We start from the raw sequence: 14,139 nt of genomic DNA, 5'->3' as shown, positions 1-14,139 counted from the left end.
GCCGCCAGTGTACCAGCGGCGGGGCCTATGAGCTACGCGGTCGGCTGCTGCCTCCGGGGCTGCAGGGCCAGTATCGAGTCCTGAGCTTCGGACAGCTCGGCATAAGCACGGTTTAGAGCGTCCTGCAGCATTCCCAGGATGGCGCAGAGTTCATGCTCTTCCTCGTACTCTCCCAGCACGCTACCCAGGACGCCTACGCCCTGCTGCACCCGCACGATTGGCTTATTCAGGGCCTCGCTGCACTCCCACACCGGACAGGGCTCACGTGACGCCGCTGGCTCTTCGATATAGACGCCGCCGGGCACCCTAACTTTCTTCGGCTTCGCCTGTCTTTGTGCCTCGTACAAATGATCATAGACCGCGTCTATGGTGTTATCGACTATGGCCAACATGCCGTGGGTTTCCGGATGGGCACCCGAGTTGATGAAGTCCGCAAGCATGTCGCTGATGTTGGTCAGAGACAGTAGGGCGTCATCCATGTTTTTGATCGCAGTCATGATGCACCCCCTTCCGTCTCGGTCCGCCGGGCTTCATCCCTGCGTTCGTCCACCAACGCTTCGAGCTTCTTAAGTTCATCCTCCAATTTCTGGACTTGATCGTAAACGAGGCAGTACATCGTCTTGCTGTGTTCCTCGTCGCCTTCGCGCATATCGAGCGTTCCGCCAATCCGTGACCAGAGCTGCATCAGCCTACCGAGGTCACTAATGTCATAGCCGATCTGTTCGATATCCCCGGCATCTAGAGTCTTGATCATGACACACCCCCAAGCCGCTCGATGTCTTTGAGCAGGGCCAGGACTCCGGGATACTCCGGCATTTCTACGAGATCGTAGTTGATCCGCATGGCGTAGGCTTTAGCTGCCGCGTCTGCGGTCGTCACTGTCGGTTCATCGATGACCAGTATGAATGCCGCGTAGTGATTTTCCCAAGTTGCCTCTAAACGGGCATGGTCGGCTTCACAGTCCGTCTTACTGTCAATTGCGGCATACACGACTTTTTCGCAGTTCTGAAAGGCTGCCCATTTTTGCTGCCAATCGGTGAACAACTCCGCTAAGCGCGGTGACATTCCTTCCCCGGTATAGGCGATGACTGGCACGCTGGCCGAAACCGACACAGCAGCAGCCCCGGCAGCAAAGCCAAGGGCATAACGGCGGGTGATATCGGTTTTCATGACGCACCCCCGAACAACCTGCGCAGGTCAGAAACCAGCGGCTTAACTTCTTCGTTGGTATTGAGAGAAACGGCCCATTGGTCAGTGGTCCATTCGAGCGCATCCAACTTCAACAACACGTCGGCCCCATTTTCTGCGGGCCAGCGCATCAACGCGCCTGCAAGCTCGTTGGCTGTGCCGAGAAGGCCATCCTTCGCCTTATCTTCTTCCACGTTTTCAGGTGTGCATTCGGCAGCCTCGTAGCCATCAGCCGCCGCGCGCCAGTCCTTGAAGGCGTTTGCGATGGTCTGCGACGGCTCGGAGGCGTCACTGGTGGGCGTCCGCCCTTCCCTCGTTGCCTCCCATGCCCGGCTAAGCTTTTGCACGCCGCCGTCAACCAGTGTCCCTATGAAGGCGTCCACATGCTGCGAATACCCCGGCGACCCGCAACGCGCCCATACATCCGTGAGGTTTTCTAGGTAGTAGACGGCATCGGTGACAGCATCAACCTGCCCCAATGTCAGTTTTCGAAAGGTCATGTCATGCTCCTAGAGTTCGGCTTTTCAGGCCGGTCCCCGGTGCCGCCGGGTGTCGGGGGCTGAAAACACGCTCTAGGACGTGCCGGCTTCTTTCCCTCGCGGGTGTTGTATCCGCCGACCCCCGACATAATTCGGGCATAACAAACCCGCCAGTCGGGGCGGGTTCCGCCTAGAGACATGGTGTTTTCAGCACCGTTGGAAAGAGTACATTTGGTATAGTTAAAAGGCAATTAATGATTAGATGAACTGGGGAGAAGGCCGTGAACAAAGACCACTACGTTGGCGGCGCCGGCATTGCGATAGGCTTTATGCTGGGCTGGTGGGTGTGCAAGTGGGCCTATGGGATCGAGCCTATCTTCGGGGGCAACTGGTAACTCCAAACCCCTTGCGGACAAATCGGACAAGCCGTACAGTGGCGAAATTCAGGTTGGATGTCTGCGCTCGCAGCCCGTTGATGGTTCTCGTCGGCGGGTTTTCTGCTTTCCTGGCCTTGACATCCCAGAATAGTTTTGGTCTGATTCTGTTAATGAAGCGTTCTGCGCCCGCATCCGCCCCGGCCCCCGGAGGTGGTTTTTCATTTGACAGGCCGGGGACTAATTTGTATCCAGATCGTTAGGTGTTCCGGGCTGTGCCTGGGGTGCTGGTACCCGGTGGTGAAGGAAAATCGTTTCACCCGAATGGGGGACTATGAGAATTTTGCAGCCTGCCCCGGTGATCGGTGGCAGGTTTTTTCGTGCCGAAGAAAGATTTGCAGTTTTTGCAGGATTTCGGCATATTTCATGAAACGAAGGGCGTTTTCGCCCTGCCCCAGCAACCCGCCCCACCCTCCGGTGCCGGCGGGCTTTTTTGTGCCCGGATTTCGGGCTTCCCATCAACTTTGGTGACGATTCGCCCCGACCTTGCATTAGCGGCAGGGTTGCGGGATAATGACTTTCGCCCCCTTCTTCAAGGGGCGGCGCTGTGTAAGCCAGAAAGGGCACAGTAAGGGAGAAGTGAAGAGAGTCCTAGTGACCCCAAGAGAACGGGGTTGATTGGCTTTTAACGCGGAACCCTACTGATTTGAGCGCCACATCTGAATCGCACCACCTAAAGACCGACAACCGGTCCACCCCCACCGCAAAAGCGGTGCTGGGGCCGTTTGTGTTGCGAGGAACGATGGAGACTCCTATTATGATGGTCCTTAGGTCTGAACCAGGGCAGTCGAACTGCCCATGGACCAAGGCTTCAGCGGAAACGGCGCGCCCTCAGGGAGACAAGAGGATTGGGCGCGCATCGGGGCTTAAGGCCTCCGTTTTTCGGCGGCAGGGGAAATTGGGGCTTCGGCCCTTCAATAAAGCGTTGGTTGCCCGTGCGGTTAGGCACGGGTTGGCAAAGGCATTTGTTGAAGGGTTTTTGATGGCCACCAGTAGAAACGCGCACCAAGACAACGAGTTGATCGTCACGGCCCACGCCCTAGAGCGTTGGGAATGGTGATGTAAATGGCTCGCTTCGTCCCAGACTGGCCGGCACTGATGAACAAGCGCACGGTCGCTTCGTATCTGGACCTCGCCCGGGAAGACGGCAACCTCAAGCGCGAATTCAAAGAATGGCGCGATATGCCGGGCTTCCCCAAGCCGGACCCGGACACCGGCCTTTTCTACCGACCAGCAATAGACGCCTTCCTTGCCGTCCATTTCGGCTATGCTGACCCCCTTCAAGCCGATAAACAGGCGCTCGATAAGGAGTTTGCGGGGTCGTGACCAAAGACGAGCTGAGGCGGAAGAAGCCGCCCTACGTGATCGAAAAGAAGAGCGGCTTCTATTGGCAGCCGCGCGGCTCCATGGCCACGATGTCGATACCCTGTGAGTTGGGCACCGACCGCGTACAAGCCTACCTGAGGGGCTGGGAGCTGTATTACGGGGCCATGGAGAGCAAGGACCAGCCGTCGGCGGCCGTGAATCCCTATTCCGTCTCCTGGGCTGCTGGGTACTGGCGCAAGAGCGATGAATTCAATTTCAAGGCCAGCGGGGAGCCAAAGAGCCCCAAGACGCTGCAGTATCAGGAGGACTGGCTCAAGGTCATTGAGGCCCGGATCGGCCAGCGCGATCTCCGGGCGCTGGAAAAGAAGCACGTCAAGGGCTGGAAGCAGGAGTTGCAGAAGCAGGGCCACCCGGCCAAGACCGCAGCGATCATGAAGGTGCTGCGCATGTTCTACAATTTCTGCATCGGTGAAGGTTGGTACAAACAGGTCAACCCGGCATCAAAGATCAAGATCCATGTCCCCAAGAAGTCGGGGTATGTGCCCTGGACGTGGCCGCGCGTGAAGGAGTTTTACAAGGCCGCTTGCGACGCCGGCCGGCCGAACCTGGGCCTCGCAGTCGCGATGATCTACGACAGTGGGCAAAACCCGGTGGATGTCCTGAGAACAGAGCGGGACCGCTCAAGAGATAATCAGGTGGTCGCCCTGTATCACTCCGATGTGCCGATTTATCGCAGTGGCCGGCTGGACCTAAGCCGCAGCAAAACCGCCGTCGGTGCCGACATTCCGCTGCAGGCCTGGGTAACGAGGAAGATCGACAAGCTTCCTCACGATACGGCCACTCTGATCGTCAGCGAAGAAACCGGGAAACCCTACACCCTGAACAACTTCCGCAAGTGGGTTCGCCTCATTTGCCGCCGGGCGGGGCTGCCGGATGAATTGAAAGCCGGCAATCTGCGCCACGAAGCCGGGCAGGAAGCCGAGGACGGCGGAGCGTCGCCGGAGGAGATCCAAGGGCTCTTGGCCCACTCGGAGCCGGGTACTCAGCGATTCTATGTGAAGCGGACCAGGGCCGACGAAGCCCAGAAGGCCCGCGCTCGAACCCGGAGAAAACGGAGAACAAAATAGGTCGGGATTCTGAAAGAGGCCTGACTAGCGATTCTGAAAACCCACGATGGAGTTATGCTAAGTGTTTGAAAGTAATGGTGAGCCCGGCAGGGATCGAACCTGCGACAACCTGATTAAAAGTCAGGTGCTCTACCAACTGAGCTACGGGCCCCCGTGAAGGGAATCGGCCAAACCCGGACTCCGGCAAGGCCCTTGAGCCTCTGAAATCCCCGGCGCGGCGCGCACCTTAGTGCCGCCTTTCGGCCCGGTCAACCAATGTCGAACCGGAAAAGAGCGGCCGTATCCCGGTGGCCACTCTTTAGGCGACTACTCTTTGAAGGTCTGCAGCCGCCGCGCCGCAGCCTCCCCGTCCTCATGCTCCAGGTCGAAACGGTCGCGCAGGCGCGCCGCCACATCAGCCCCGACAAAGCTGGAGATATCGCCGCCAAGCCGGCCGATTTCCTTGACGAAGCGAGAGGAGATGAACTGCTGGCGCTCAGAAGCCGTCAGAAAGACGGTCTCGATCTCGGCATCCAAACGGGCGTTCATGCTGGCCATCTGGAATTCGTACTCGAAATCCGAGACCGCCCGCAGACCGCGGATCAGCACGTTGGCACCGACATCATGGCAGAAATGGATCAGCAGGTTGTCAAAGCTGCTGACCTGGACCTCGGCGTCGTGGCGGTCCATCTGGGCAACTTCGTCGCGCACCATTTCGACCCGCTCGTCGATGGTGAACAGCGGCCCCTTACCGGCATTGCGGGCCACGGCGATGACCAGACGGTCGACCACCTTGCAGGCGCGTCCGATGATGTCTTTATGACCATTGGTAATGGGATCGAAGGTGCCGGGGTAAACACCGACCAGCGGGTTTTTCATGATCCTTCGATCTCCAGCAGCCTATGAAACCTCGGGTCCGTCCTCACCGGCATCTTCCGGCCCGGCACTTTCCGTTACGCCATCTTCTGGTGCGCCGCCTTCCGGTGCAGCCTCATCATCATCCGTTTCTTCTTCAGCCAAGTGGGCCACGGAGACAATACGCTCACTCTCATCGATGCGAAACAGCATCACGCCGCGGGTGGTCCGCCCGGCAATACGAATGTCTGCAACCGGGCTGCGGATCAGCTTTCCACCGTCGGTCACCAGCATGATCTGATCGCTGGGCGCGACCGGAAAGGCCGCGATAACGCCCGATTCCCGGCCGCTATGGCGCGTCAGGTCCATGTTCCCGATACCGCGCCCGCCCCGACCCGTCAGGCGGTATTCATAGGCCGAGGTGCGCTTGCCGTAGCCGTCGTCGGCGACCGAGAGAATGAACTGCTCGCTCTCGGCCAGCTCGCCGAGCCGAGCCTGGGACAACTCGATGCCGCCCTCGCTGGAAGCCTCGCTGTCGCCATTCTCGCCGCGCCGGCGCGCCGCAGCGTAGCGCCTGTAGGCATCGCGCTCCTCGGTGCTTTCCGCTTCGCCGGAACGCAGGATGGTCATCGAGATAACCTTATCGCCCTTGCCCAGCTTGATGCCGCGCACACCCGTCGAGGTGCGGCCCGCAAAAACCCGCAGATCCGAAACACTGAAGCGGATACAACGGCCGCCGGCAGTCGCCAGAAGGATATCGTCGTCCTGGGCGCAAGGGCGCACGGCCACCAACTCGCTGTCGCCGCCCTCAAGCTTCATGGCGATCTTGCCGTTGGCCATGACCCGCACGAAATCGGAAAGCTTGTTGCGCCGGACACTGCCGTCGGAGGTGGCGAAGACGACGTACATCTGATCCCAGGTCGTCTCGTCCTCGGGCATCGGCATGAAGGTGGAGATCACCTCGCCCTCGGCCAGCGGCAGCAGATTGATCAGCGCCTTGCCACGGGCCTGCGGCGTGCCGACCGGCAGGCGATAGACCTTCAGCTTGTAGACCATGCCGCGTGAGGAAAAGAACAGCACCGGCGTATGGGTGTTGCAGACGAAGACCTGGCTGACGAAATCCTCGTCGCGCGTCGCCATGCCGGAACGGCCCTTGCCGCCGCGCCGCTGGGCGCGATAGGTCGACAGCGGCACCCGCTTGATGTAGCCGCCGTGGCTGACCGTCACCACCATGTCTTCGCGCTGGATGAGATCCTCATCCTCCTGGTCGAAGCCATGATCCGAGATCTCGGTGCGCCGCGGCGTCGCAAAGCGCGTCTTCATATCACTCAGCTCTTCGCGCAGGATCGACATCAACCTGTCGCGCGAAGAGAGGATCTCAAGGTAATCCTTTATTTCCCCTGCGATTTCTTCCAGCTCGGCGGCGATCTTTTCGCGCTCCAGGCCGGTCAGCCGCTGCAGCCGCAACTCAAGGATCGCCCGGGCCTGGGCCTCCGAAAGGCTGTAGGTGCCGTCTTCTTCGACCACCCGGCCCGGCTCGTCGATCAGGGCGATCAAGGGAGCGACGTCCAGGGCCGGCCAACGCCTGCCCATCAGGCCTTCGCGGGCGGCGACGGGGTCGGGGGCGGCGCGGATCAAGGCGATCACCGGATCGATATTGGCCACCGCAATGGCCAGACCGACCAAGAGGTGCGCCCGGTCCCGGGCCTTGCCGAGGCGGAAGGCCGTGCGCCGGGTCACCACCTCCTGGCGGAAATCGATGAAGGCGGCGATGATGGCTCTGAGGTCGAGCACCTCCGGCCGTCCGCCGTTCAGCGCCAGGATGTTGCAGCCGAACGAGCCCTGTAGCTGGGAATGGCGGAACAGCTGGTTCAGAACCACGTCCGCTTCGGCATCGCGGCGCAGCTCGATGACCACGCGCAGGCCCTGGCGGTCGCTTTCGTCGCGCAGGTCGGCAATGCCCTCGATGGTCTTGGCACGGACCAGGTCGGCAATCCGCTCCAGCATCCGGGCCTTGTTCACCTGATAGGGCACTTCGGTGACGACGATCGCCATGCGATCCTTGCGGATCTCCTCGACCTCCGTCTTGGCCCTGACGCGCAGGCTGCCGCGCCCGGTGTGATAGGCGTCGCGGATGCCGGAACGGCCGAGGATGATGCCGCCGGTCGGAAAATCGGGACCGGGAATGTGCTGCATCAGCCCATCGATGCTGATGTCCGGCTGGTCGATATAAGCCAGGCAGCCGTCGATCACCTCGCCCAGGTTGTGGGGCGGGATGTTGGTGGCCATGCCCACAGCGATACCGCCGGCGCCGTTGACCAGCAGATTGGGAAAGCGCGCCGGCAGAACCACCGGCTCCTTGGTCGACTCGTCGTAGTTGTCCTGGAAATCGACGGTATCCTCGTCGATATCGTCCAGCAGCGAGTCGCTGGCCGCCCGGGTCAGCCGCGCCTCGGTGTAACGCATGGCCGCCGGCGGATCGCCGTCCATCGAGCCGAAATTGCCCTGCCCGTCGATCAACTGCAGGCGCATGGAGAAATACTGCGCCATCCGCACCATGGTGTCGTAGATCGCAGAGTCGCCGTGCGGGTGATACTGACCCATGACGTCACCGACCACGCGGGCCGACTTACGGTAGGGCCGGTTCCAATCGTAGCCGGCTTCCTTCATGGCATAGAGAATGCGCCGGTGGACCGGTTTCAGCCCGTCGCGCACATCCGGCAGGGCGCGGGCCACAATGACGCTCATGGCGTAGTCGAGGTAGGAGCGTTTCATCTCCTCCTCAATAGTGACCGGCGTGATGTCGTGATCGGAAGTCGGCGGTGACGGGTCTGACAAGTGGTACGGCCTTAGAAAGAAACCTGGAGAGCCCGGGCCCAGCGCCCGAACTTGAATAAGAACGGCCCGCCGGGGCCGGCGGAACCTGGAAAAATCGGACGATACGGCAGAATTTTACCCGGATTCAAAGCGCCCTCTCTTCAACAAGATAAGCGCCCAAGAATCCTCCGCGAATCGTTCGATTTACTATAGCAATCCCACCCACGGACGACAACTCCCGCGCGCGCGAAAGCGTCCAGAATAAGTCTTTTATTTCAATGCGTTAGAAAACCGGCTTCGGCCTACCTTTCGATGCACTCCGTCACCGTCAAACAGGCTTCGAAAGGCCCAACTTAAGGCTGCAGTCAGCGCTCCGCGCTAACGTCATCTCGGTTGAGAGAATAGAACAGCCCTTCTACCCCTTGGCTTGTCCCACTGGCCTGCTCAGACAACCGGCGGGATAGAAGGGCTGCAAAAGGCTTCGCAAGGCCTGGAACAGGGCAGGCCTAGAACGGAATTTCGTCGTCCAGGTCGCCGGCCGGGCCAGAACCACCCGATCCGCCGGAGCCGCCACCGGAGGAGCCGCCGCCGAAGTCGCCACCGCCACTGCCGCTGTAGCCGCCCTGGTCGCCGCCGCCGAAGCCACCGCCACCACCGCCATCCTGGCGGCCGTCCAGCATGGTCAGCTCGCCACGGAAGCGCTGCAGTACCACCTCGGTGGAATAGCGGTCCTGGCCGTCCTTGTCGGTCCACTTGCGGGTCTGAAGCTGGCCTTCGATATAGATCTTGGAGCCCTTGCGCAGGTACTTCTCCGCGACTTCCGAGAGCTTCTCGTTGAAGATCACCACCCGGTGCCACTCCGTGCGCTCCCGGCGTTCCCCCGAATTGCGGTCGCGCCAGGTTTCCGAGGTTGCCAGCGACAGGTTCGCAATGCGGGTGCCGTCCTGGGTGCTGCGAATTTCAGGGTCGCGCCCCAGGTTGCCGACCAAAATGACTTTGTTGACGCTCCCCGCCATACTGACTTTCTCCAAATTCCAAGGTTGTTCTACTCAAGAGGGACCGGACTTTACCGCGCCTGGCAGGTCGATGTCAGCAATCCCTTATCCACAAGGCCGAAACGGCTATCTTGGGGTCGATTTTCCACCGGCCATCCGCCATATTGATCCTTGTCGGCCGTTATCGGCGGGCAATATCCAAACAAGAACCCCAAATCCAAACAAGAACCCCAACTTGGAAGGGCGCACCGATTTGATGCCAAACGGTCCGCAAGGTCCTGTGATCGCGATTCGCGGTGCTCGCGAGCACAATCTGAAGAACATCGACGTCACCCTGCCCCGCAACAAGCTGGTGGTGATCACCGGGCTTTCCGGCTCGGGCAAGTCCTCCCTCGCCTTCGACACGATCTATGCCGAGGGCCAGCGGCGCTATGTCGAATCCCTCTCCGCCTATGCGCGCCAGTTCCTGGAACTGATGCAGAAACCGGACGTGGATTCCATCGAAGGCCTGTCGCCGGCGATCTCCATCGAGCAGAAGACGACCTCGAAGAATCCGCGTTCAACCGTCGGCACGGTGACCGAGATCTACGATTACCTGCGTCTGCTCTATGCGCGGGTCGGGGTCCCCTACTCGCCGGCCACCGGCCTGCCCATCGAAAGCCAGACCGTCAGCCAGATGGTCGACCGGGTCATGGAGATGAAGGAGGGCACGCGCCTCTACCTGCTGGCCCCCATCGTGCGCGGCCGCAAGGGCGAGTACCGCAAGGAACTGGCCGACCTTCAGAAGCGCGGCTTCCAGCGCGTGAAAATCGACGGCGCGTTGCATGAGATCGACGAGGCCCCGGCGCTGGACAAGAAGCGCAAGCATGACATCGAAGTGGTGGTTGACCGCCTGATCGTGCGCGAAGGCATCGAATCGCGCCTGGCCGACAGTTTCGAGACCGCACTGAATCTGGCCGACGGCCTGGCCTTCGCCGAGGATGCAAAGTCCGGCAAACGCACCACCTTCTCCGCCCGCTTCGCCTGCCCGGTCTCCGGCTTCACCATCGACGAGATCGAACCGCGGCTGTTTTCCTTCAACAACCCCTTCGGCGCCTGTCCTTCCTGCGACGGCCTGGGCGTGACCTTGTTCTTCGATCCCCAACTGGCGGTACCCGACGACAAGCTGCCGCTCAGCGGCGGCGCCATCGCGCCCTGGTCGCGCTCCTCGACGCCCTCACCCTACTATCAGCAGACCCTCGACAGCATTGCCCGGCACTACAAGGTCTCGACCCGCACGCCCTGGAAGGAACTGAAGAAGTCGGTGCGCGACGTCGTCCTCTATGGCTCCGGCAAGACGCCGATCACCATGACCTATGAGGACGGGCTGAGGAGCTACAAGACCACCAAGCCCTTCGAGGGCGTGATCCCGAACATGGAGCGGCGCTGGCGTGAAACCGACAGCGACTGGGTGCGCGACGATCTCGGCAAATACCAGAGCAACCAGCCCTGCGAGGCCTGCAGCGGCTTCCGCCTGAAGCCGGAAGCGCTGGCCGTGAGGATCGACGACCATCATATCAGCCAGGTGGCAGAGTTCTCGGTCGCCAAGGCTGCCGACTGGTTCTCCAAACTGTCGAAGAAACTGCGGCCCAAGCAGCGCGAGATCGCCGCGCGCATCCTGAAGGAAATCAACGAGCGGCTGCGCTTCCTGGTCGACGTGGGCCTCGACTATCTGACACTCAGCCGCGGCTCGGCCAGCCTCTCCGGCGGCGAGAGCCAGCGTATCCGCCTCGCCTCGCAGATCGGCTCGGGCCTCACCGGCGTCCTCTATGTGCTGGATGAGCCCTCCATCGGCCTGCATCAGCGCGACAACGCCCGCCTGCTGGAAACCCTGCGGCGGCTGCGCGACCTGGGCAACAGCGTCATCGTGGTGGAACACGACGAAGACGCCATCCGCTCTGCCGACTTCCTGGTCGACATGGGCCCGCGCGCCGGGGTCAACGGCGGCCATGTCGTGGCGATCGGCAAGCCGGCGGACGTGATGCGCAATCAGGAAAGCCTGACGGGACAGTACCTCACCGGTTTCCGCCAGATCGCCATACCGGCCATCCGGCGCGAGGGGCATCCCGGTCAGGCGATCAAGATCCTGAAGGCCGAGGAGAACAATCTCCGCTCGGTCACGGCGGAGATCCCGTTGGGCACCTTCACCTGCGTCACCGGCGTGTCGGGCAGCGGCAAGTCCACCCTGATCATCGAAACGCTCTACAAGGCCCTGGCGCGGCGGCTGCACAAGGCGCGCGCCAATCCCGGCAAGCACGACGGGATCGAAGGGCTGGAATACCTCGACAAGATCATCGACATCGACCAGTCACCCATCGGCCGCACGCCGCGGTCCAACCCGGCGACCTACATCGGCGCCTTTACGCCGATCCGCGAGTGGTTTGCCGGTCTGCCGGAATCCAACGCGCGGGGCTACAAACCGGGCCGCTTCTCCTTCAACGTAAAGGGCGGACGCTGCGAGGCCTGCCAGGGCGACGGCGTCATCAAGATCGAGATGCACTTCCTGCCGGACGTCTATGTCCAGTGCGATGTCTGCAAGGGCAAGCGCTACAACCGGGAGACCCTGGAGATCGCCTTCAAGGGCAAGTCCATCGCCGAGATCCTGGACCTGACCGTCGACGAGGGCGTCGATTTCTTCAAGGCCGTCCCCTCGATCCGCACCAAGCTGGAAACGCTGCAGAAGGTCGGGTTGGGCTACATCCATATCGGCCAGCCGGCCACCACTCTTTCCGGCGGCGAAGCGCAGCGGGTGAAGCTCTCCAAGGAGCTGTCACGCCGCGCCACCGGCCGCACGCTCTATATCCTGGACGAACCGACCACCGGCCTGCACTTCGAGGATGTCAGGAAACTGCTGGAGGTGCTGCAGGCCCTGGTCGACCAGGGCAACACGGTGGTGGTCATCGAACACAATCTGGAGGTCATCAAGACCGCCGACTGGATTCTCGACCTCGGCCCCGACGGCGGTGACCGTGGCGGGCAGATCGTCGCCGCCGGTGTGCCCGAAGATGTCGCCCGGGTCGCCAAGAGCCACACCGGCCATTATCTGGCGCCCTACTTCAAAGCCGTCAGCAAACCCAGGAAAAAGCGGGCATGAGCGCAGGCATGGTCACCTGCCGAAGGGCGACCACAGCCGACCATGCAGCGGTCGCCGAGCTGTTCTACCGCTGCGACCTGCACTACTGGGGCGACAAGGCCCCGACCGCCGAAGATATGGCGGCGCATGTCCGCGAGCATGTGTTGGCCGAGACAGCCAAGGTAGAAATCCTGCTGGCGGAGATGGACGGCAAGACCGTCGGTTTCGCCAGCTTCGCGGTACTCTACCCGGCCCCCGACCTGGGCGGCGCGCTCTTCCTGAAGGACCTCTTCACCCTGGAAGCGGCGCGCGGCAAGGGCATCGGCCTCACCCTGATGCGCGAACTGGCAAGGATCGCCGTGGCGCGCGGCTGCGTACGCTTCGACTGGACCGCCGAGGACCATAACCCAAGGGCCACGGATTTCTATGACCGCATCGGCGCCCGGCGGGTGACAGAGAAGGTCTACTACCGCTTCGACGGTACGGCGCTGCGGGACTTTGCCGGCGAAGACTGACACCCTCCCTGGCGCTTGCCAGTTGGTGTCAGGCCTTCCACACTCCCCGCCATGACCATCACGGATGCTACGCAGGATGTGACAGCGGCCCCCGAGTTGCGGCGCCAGGCGCGCAGCCGGGCACAGCCGGTCATCGACTGGCTGACGGACATGGGCCTGCGCCGCAGCCGGATCACCACGCTGCACGACGGCTTTCTGCGCCAACTCACCAACATCGGCATTCCGGTCGACCGCTCCACCCTGCATCTGCCCCAGCTCCACCCCCAACTTCGCGCCGTCACCGTGCTGTGGGAGGCGGAGGCCGGCGGCGCCATGGAAATCCCCCGGGCCCATGGGATCGAACAGACCGACTTTTTCCTGGCCAGCCCGGTGCATCTGGTCCACCAGGGCGGACCGCTGATCCGCCGCCGCCTGGAACGGGCGGACTGCCCGCTCGATTTTCCGATCGTGAAGGACCTGAAAGAAGGCGGCTACAGCGACTACACCGCACGGCCGATGCCGTTCAGCAACAAGCAGATCAACACCGTCACCTTGGCCAGCAAACAAGACGGCGGTTTCAGCGACCTCGACATCGCGACGGTCGATGCCTGCCTGCCCGCCTTCTCCACCGTTCTGGAGTTGCGCAACGTCTACCGCACCGCGCGCAACCTGCTGCAGACCTATATCGGCCCGCGCAGCAGCGACCGGGTACTCAGCGGCACGGTTCAGCGTGGTGAGGTGGAGCGCATCAATGCCGTACTCTGGACCTGCGATCTCCGGGATTTCACCAGCCTCTCCGATACGCTGCCCATGGAAGAGGTCATCCTGCTGCTGGACGACTACTTCGAGATCATGGCGCAACCCATCGCCGCCAACGGCGGAGAGATCCTGAAGTTCATCGGCGACGCCATCCTGGCGATCTTTCCAATTGAGGAACAGCAGGAAGGCGATGCCTGCCGCGCCTGCGAGGCCGCCATGCAGGCCGCCCAAAGCGCCCTTAACGCGGCCATGGCGGTGCAGCCGCAGCGCCGCGCCGAAAGCAAGCCTGAATTCCGCTGCGGCGTCGCCCTGCATGTCGGCGACGTGATGTACGGCAATGTGGGCGCCGTCGACCGCCTCGACTTCACCGTGATCGGCCCGGCGGTGAACCTGGTCTGCCGGATCGAAGACCTGAACCGCGGCCTGGAGATGCCGCTGGTCTACTCCGCCGACTTCGCCCGCCTCTGGGCCGGGGAAAGCCGCAGCCTGGGCTTCCACGACCTGAAAGGTGTGCGTGAAGCAAAGGAGGTCTTTACCCTGGACACCTCCCGGCTTGCCGGGACCGGCCGCTAGG

The 14,139-nt window shown here is 61.9% G+C and carries 13 protein-coding genes and 1 tRNA gene; 6 read left to right on the top strand and 8 right to left on the bottom strand.

The window, feature by feature from the left end:
- Window positions 1-32 precede the first annotated feature (32 nt).
- Genes HBA54_RS03120 through HBA54_RS03105 form a run of 4 tightly spaced genes read right to left on the bottom strand, consistent with a single transcriptional unit; the run spans window position 33 to window position 1,688 of the window.
- Entirely contained in the window at window positions 33-497 is a 465-nt protein-coding gene (locus HBA54_RS03120) for a hypothetical protein (protein ID WP_167221267.1), read from the bottom strand.
- Window positions 494-754, bottom strand: coding sequence for a hypothetical protein (locus HBA54_RS03115; protein WP_167221265.1), 261 nt, complete (start codon window positions 752-754; stop codon window positions 494-496). The genes HBA54_RS03120 and HBA54_RS03115 overlap by 4 nt, the downstream gene beginning before the upstream one ends.
- Window positions 751-1,170, bottom strand: coding sequence for a hypothetical protein (locus tag HBA54_RS03110; protein ID WP_167221263.1), 420 nt, complete (start codon window positions 1,168-1,170; stop codon window positions 751-753). The genes HBA54_RS03115 and HBA54_RS03110 overlap by 4 nt, the downstream gene beginning before the upstream one ends.
- The gene (locus HBA54_RS03105) at window positions 1,167-1,688 is read right to left on the bottom strand and encodes a hypothetical protein (RefSeq protein ID WP_167221261.1); all 522 of its coding nucleotides are present in this window, start codon (window positions 1,686-1,688) and stop codon (window positions 1,167-1,169) included. The genes HBA54_RS03110 and HBA54_RS03105 overlap by 4 nt, the downstream gene beginning before the upstream one ends.
- A gap of 733 nt (window positions 1,689-2,421) precedes the next feature.
- Between HBA54_RS03105 and HBA54_RS03100 the strand changes: the two genes are divergently transcribed.
- From HBA54_RS03100 to HBA54_RS03090, 3 genes are all read left to right on the top strand, one after another.
- A complete protein-coding gene (locus HBA54_RS03100) occupies window positions 2,422-2,673 on the top strand; it encodes a hypothetical protein (protein WP_167221259.1) in 252 nt (83 codons plus the stop codon).
- A 493-nt stretch (window positions 2,674-3,166) separates the two neighbouring features.
- Window positions 3,167-3,427, top strand: a complete 261-nt coding sequence (locus HBA54_RS03095) for a hypothetical protein (RefSeq protein ID WP_167221257.1) — start codon at window positions 3,167-3,169, stop codon at window positions 3,425-3,427.
- A gap of 107 nt (window positions 3,428-3,534) precedes the next feature.
- Window positions 3,535-4,554, top strand: a complete 1,020-nt coding sequence (locus HBA54_RS03090; RefSeq protein WP_167221255.1) for a tyrosine-type recombinase/integrase — start codon at window positions 3,535-3,537, stop codon at window positions 4,552-4,554.
- Between the two features lie 75 nt (window positions 4,555-4,629).
- Here the strand turns inward: HBA54_RS03090 and HBA54_RS03085 are convergent.
- The 4 genes from HBA54_RS03085 to HBA54_RS03070 form a co-directional block, all read right to left on the bottom strand.
- Window positions 4,630-4,705: transfer RNA gene (locus HBA54_RS03085), tRNA-Lys, on the bottom strand.
- Window positions 4,706-4,860: 155 nt separating this feature from the next.
- Window positions 4,861-5,412 carry a pantetheine-phosphate adenylyltransferase gene (gene coaD, locus HBA54_RS03080; protein ID WP_167221253.1) on the bottom strand — a complete coding sequence of 184 codons (552 nt, stop codon included), beginning with the start codon at window positions 5,410-5,412 and terminating at the stop codon, window positions 4,861-4,863.
- Window positions 5,413-5,433: 21 nt separating this feature from the next.
- Window positions 5,434-8,226, bottom strand: coding sequence for a DNA gyrase subunit A (gene gyrA, locus HBA54_RS03075; RefSeq protein WP_167221251.1), 2,793 nt, complete (start codon window positions 8,224-8,226; stop codon window positions 5,434-5,436).
- 485 nt (window positions 8,227-8,711) lie between these two features.
- Window positions 8,712-9,221, bottom strand: coding sequence for a single-stranded DNA-binding protein (locus HBA54_RS03070; protein WP_167221249.1), 510 nt, complete (start codon window positions 9,219-9,221; stop codon window positions 8,712-8,714).
- Between the two features lie 259 nt (window positions 9,222-9,480).
- On the opposite strand from HBA54_RS03070, the gene uvrA reads away from it, so the two are divergent.
- Genes uvrA through HBA54_RS03055 form a run of 3 tightly spaced genes read left to right on the top strand, consistent with a single transcriptional unit; the run spans window position 9,481 to window position 14,138 of the window.
- Entirely contained in the window at window positions 9,481-12,333 is a 2,853-nt protein-coding gene (gene uvrA, locus HBA54_RS03065) for an excinuclease ABC subunit UvrA (RefSeq protein WP_322095965.1), read from the top strand.
- A complete protein-coding gene (locus HBA54_RS03060; RefSeq protein WP_167221245.1) occupies window positions 12,330-12,827 on the top strand; it encodes a GNAT family N-acetyltransferase in 498 nt (165 codons plus the stop codon). The genes uvrA and HBA54_RS03060 overlap by 4 nt, the downstream gene beginning before the upstream one ends.
- Window positions 12,828-12,878: 51 nt before the next feature.
- Entirely contained in the window at window positions 12,879-14,138 is a 1,260-nt protein-coding gene (locus HBA54_RS03055) for an adenylate/guanylate cyclase domain-containing protein (RefSeq protein ID WP_167221243.1), read from the top strand.
- The last annotated feature ends 1 nt before the right edge of the window (window position 14,139 follow it).

It is taken from the genome of Pelagibius litoralis, assembly GCF_011683915.1.
Lineage (GTDB): Bacteria > Pseudomonadota > Alphaproteobacteria > Kiloniellales > Kiloniellaceae > Pelagibius > Pelagibius litoralis.
This window is presented reverse-complemented; position numbering and strand designations above follow the sequence as displayed.

Bases quoted from the DNA above. Each gene is read 5' to 3' on its own strand.
- HBA54_RS03120 (WP_167221267.1), bottom strand. From the start codon at position 497: ATGACTGCGATCAAAAACATGGATGACGCCCTACTGTCTCTGACCAAC.
- HBA54_RS03115 (WP_167221265.1), bottom strand. From the start codon at position 754: ATGATCAAGACTCTAGATGCCGGGGATATCGAACAGATCGGCTATGAC.
- HBA54_RS03110 (WP_167221263.1), bottom strand. From the start codon at position 1,170: ATGAAAACCGATATCACCCGCCGTTATGCCCTTGGCTTTGCTGCCGGG.
- HBA54_RS03105 (WP_167221261.1), bottom strand. From the start codon at position 1,688: ATGACCTTTCGAAAACTGACATTGGGGCAGGTTGATGCTGTCACCGAT.
- HBA54_RS03095 (WP_167221257.1), top strand. From the start codon at position 3,167: ATGGCTCGCTTCGTCCCAGACTGGCCGGCACTGATGAACAAGCGCACG.
- coaD (WP_167221253.1), bottom strand. From the start codon at position 5,412: ATGAAAAACCCGCTGGTCGGTGTTTACCCCGGCACCTTCGATCCCATT.
- HBA54_RS03070 (WP_167221249.1), bottom strand. From the start codon at position 9,221: ATGGCGGGGAGCGTCAACAAAGTCATTTTGGTCGGCAACCTGGGGCGC.
- HBA54_RS03060 (WP_167221245.1), top strand. From the start codon at position 12,330: ATGAGCGCAGGCATGGTCACCTGCCGAAGGGCGACCACAGCCGACCAT.
- HBA54_RS03055 (WP_167221243.1), top strand. From the start codon at position 12,879: ATGACCATCACGGATGCTACGCAGGATGTGACAGCGGCCCCCGAGTTG.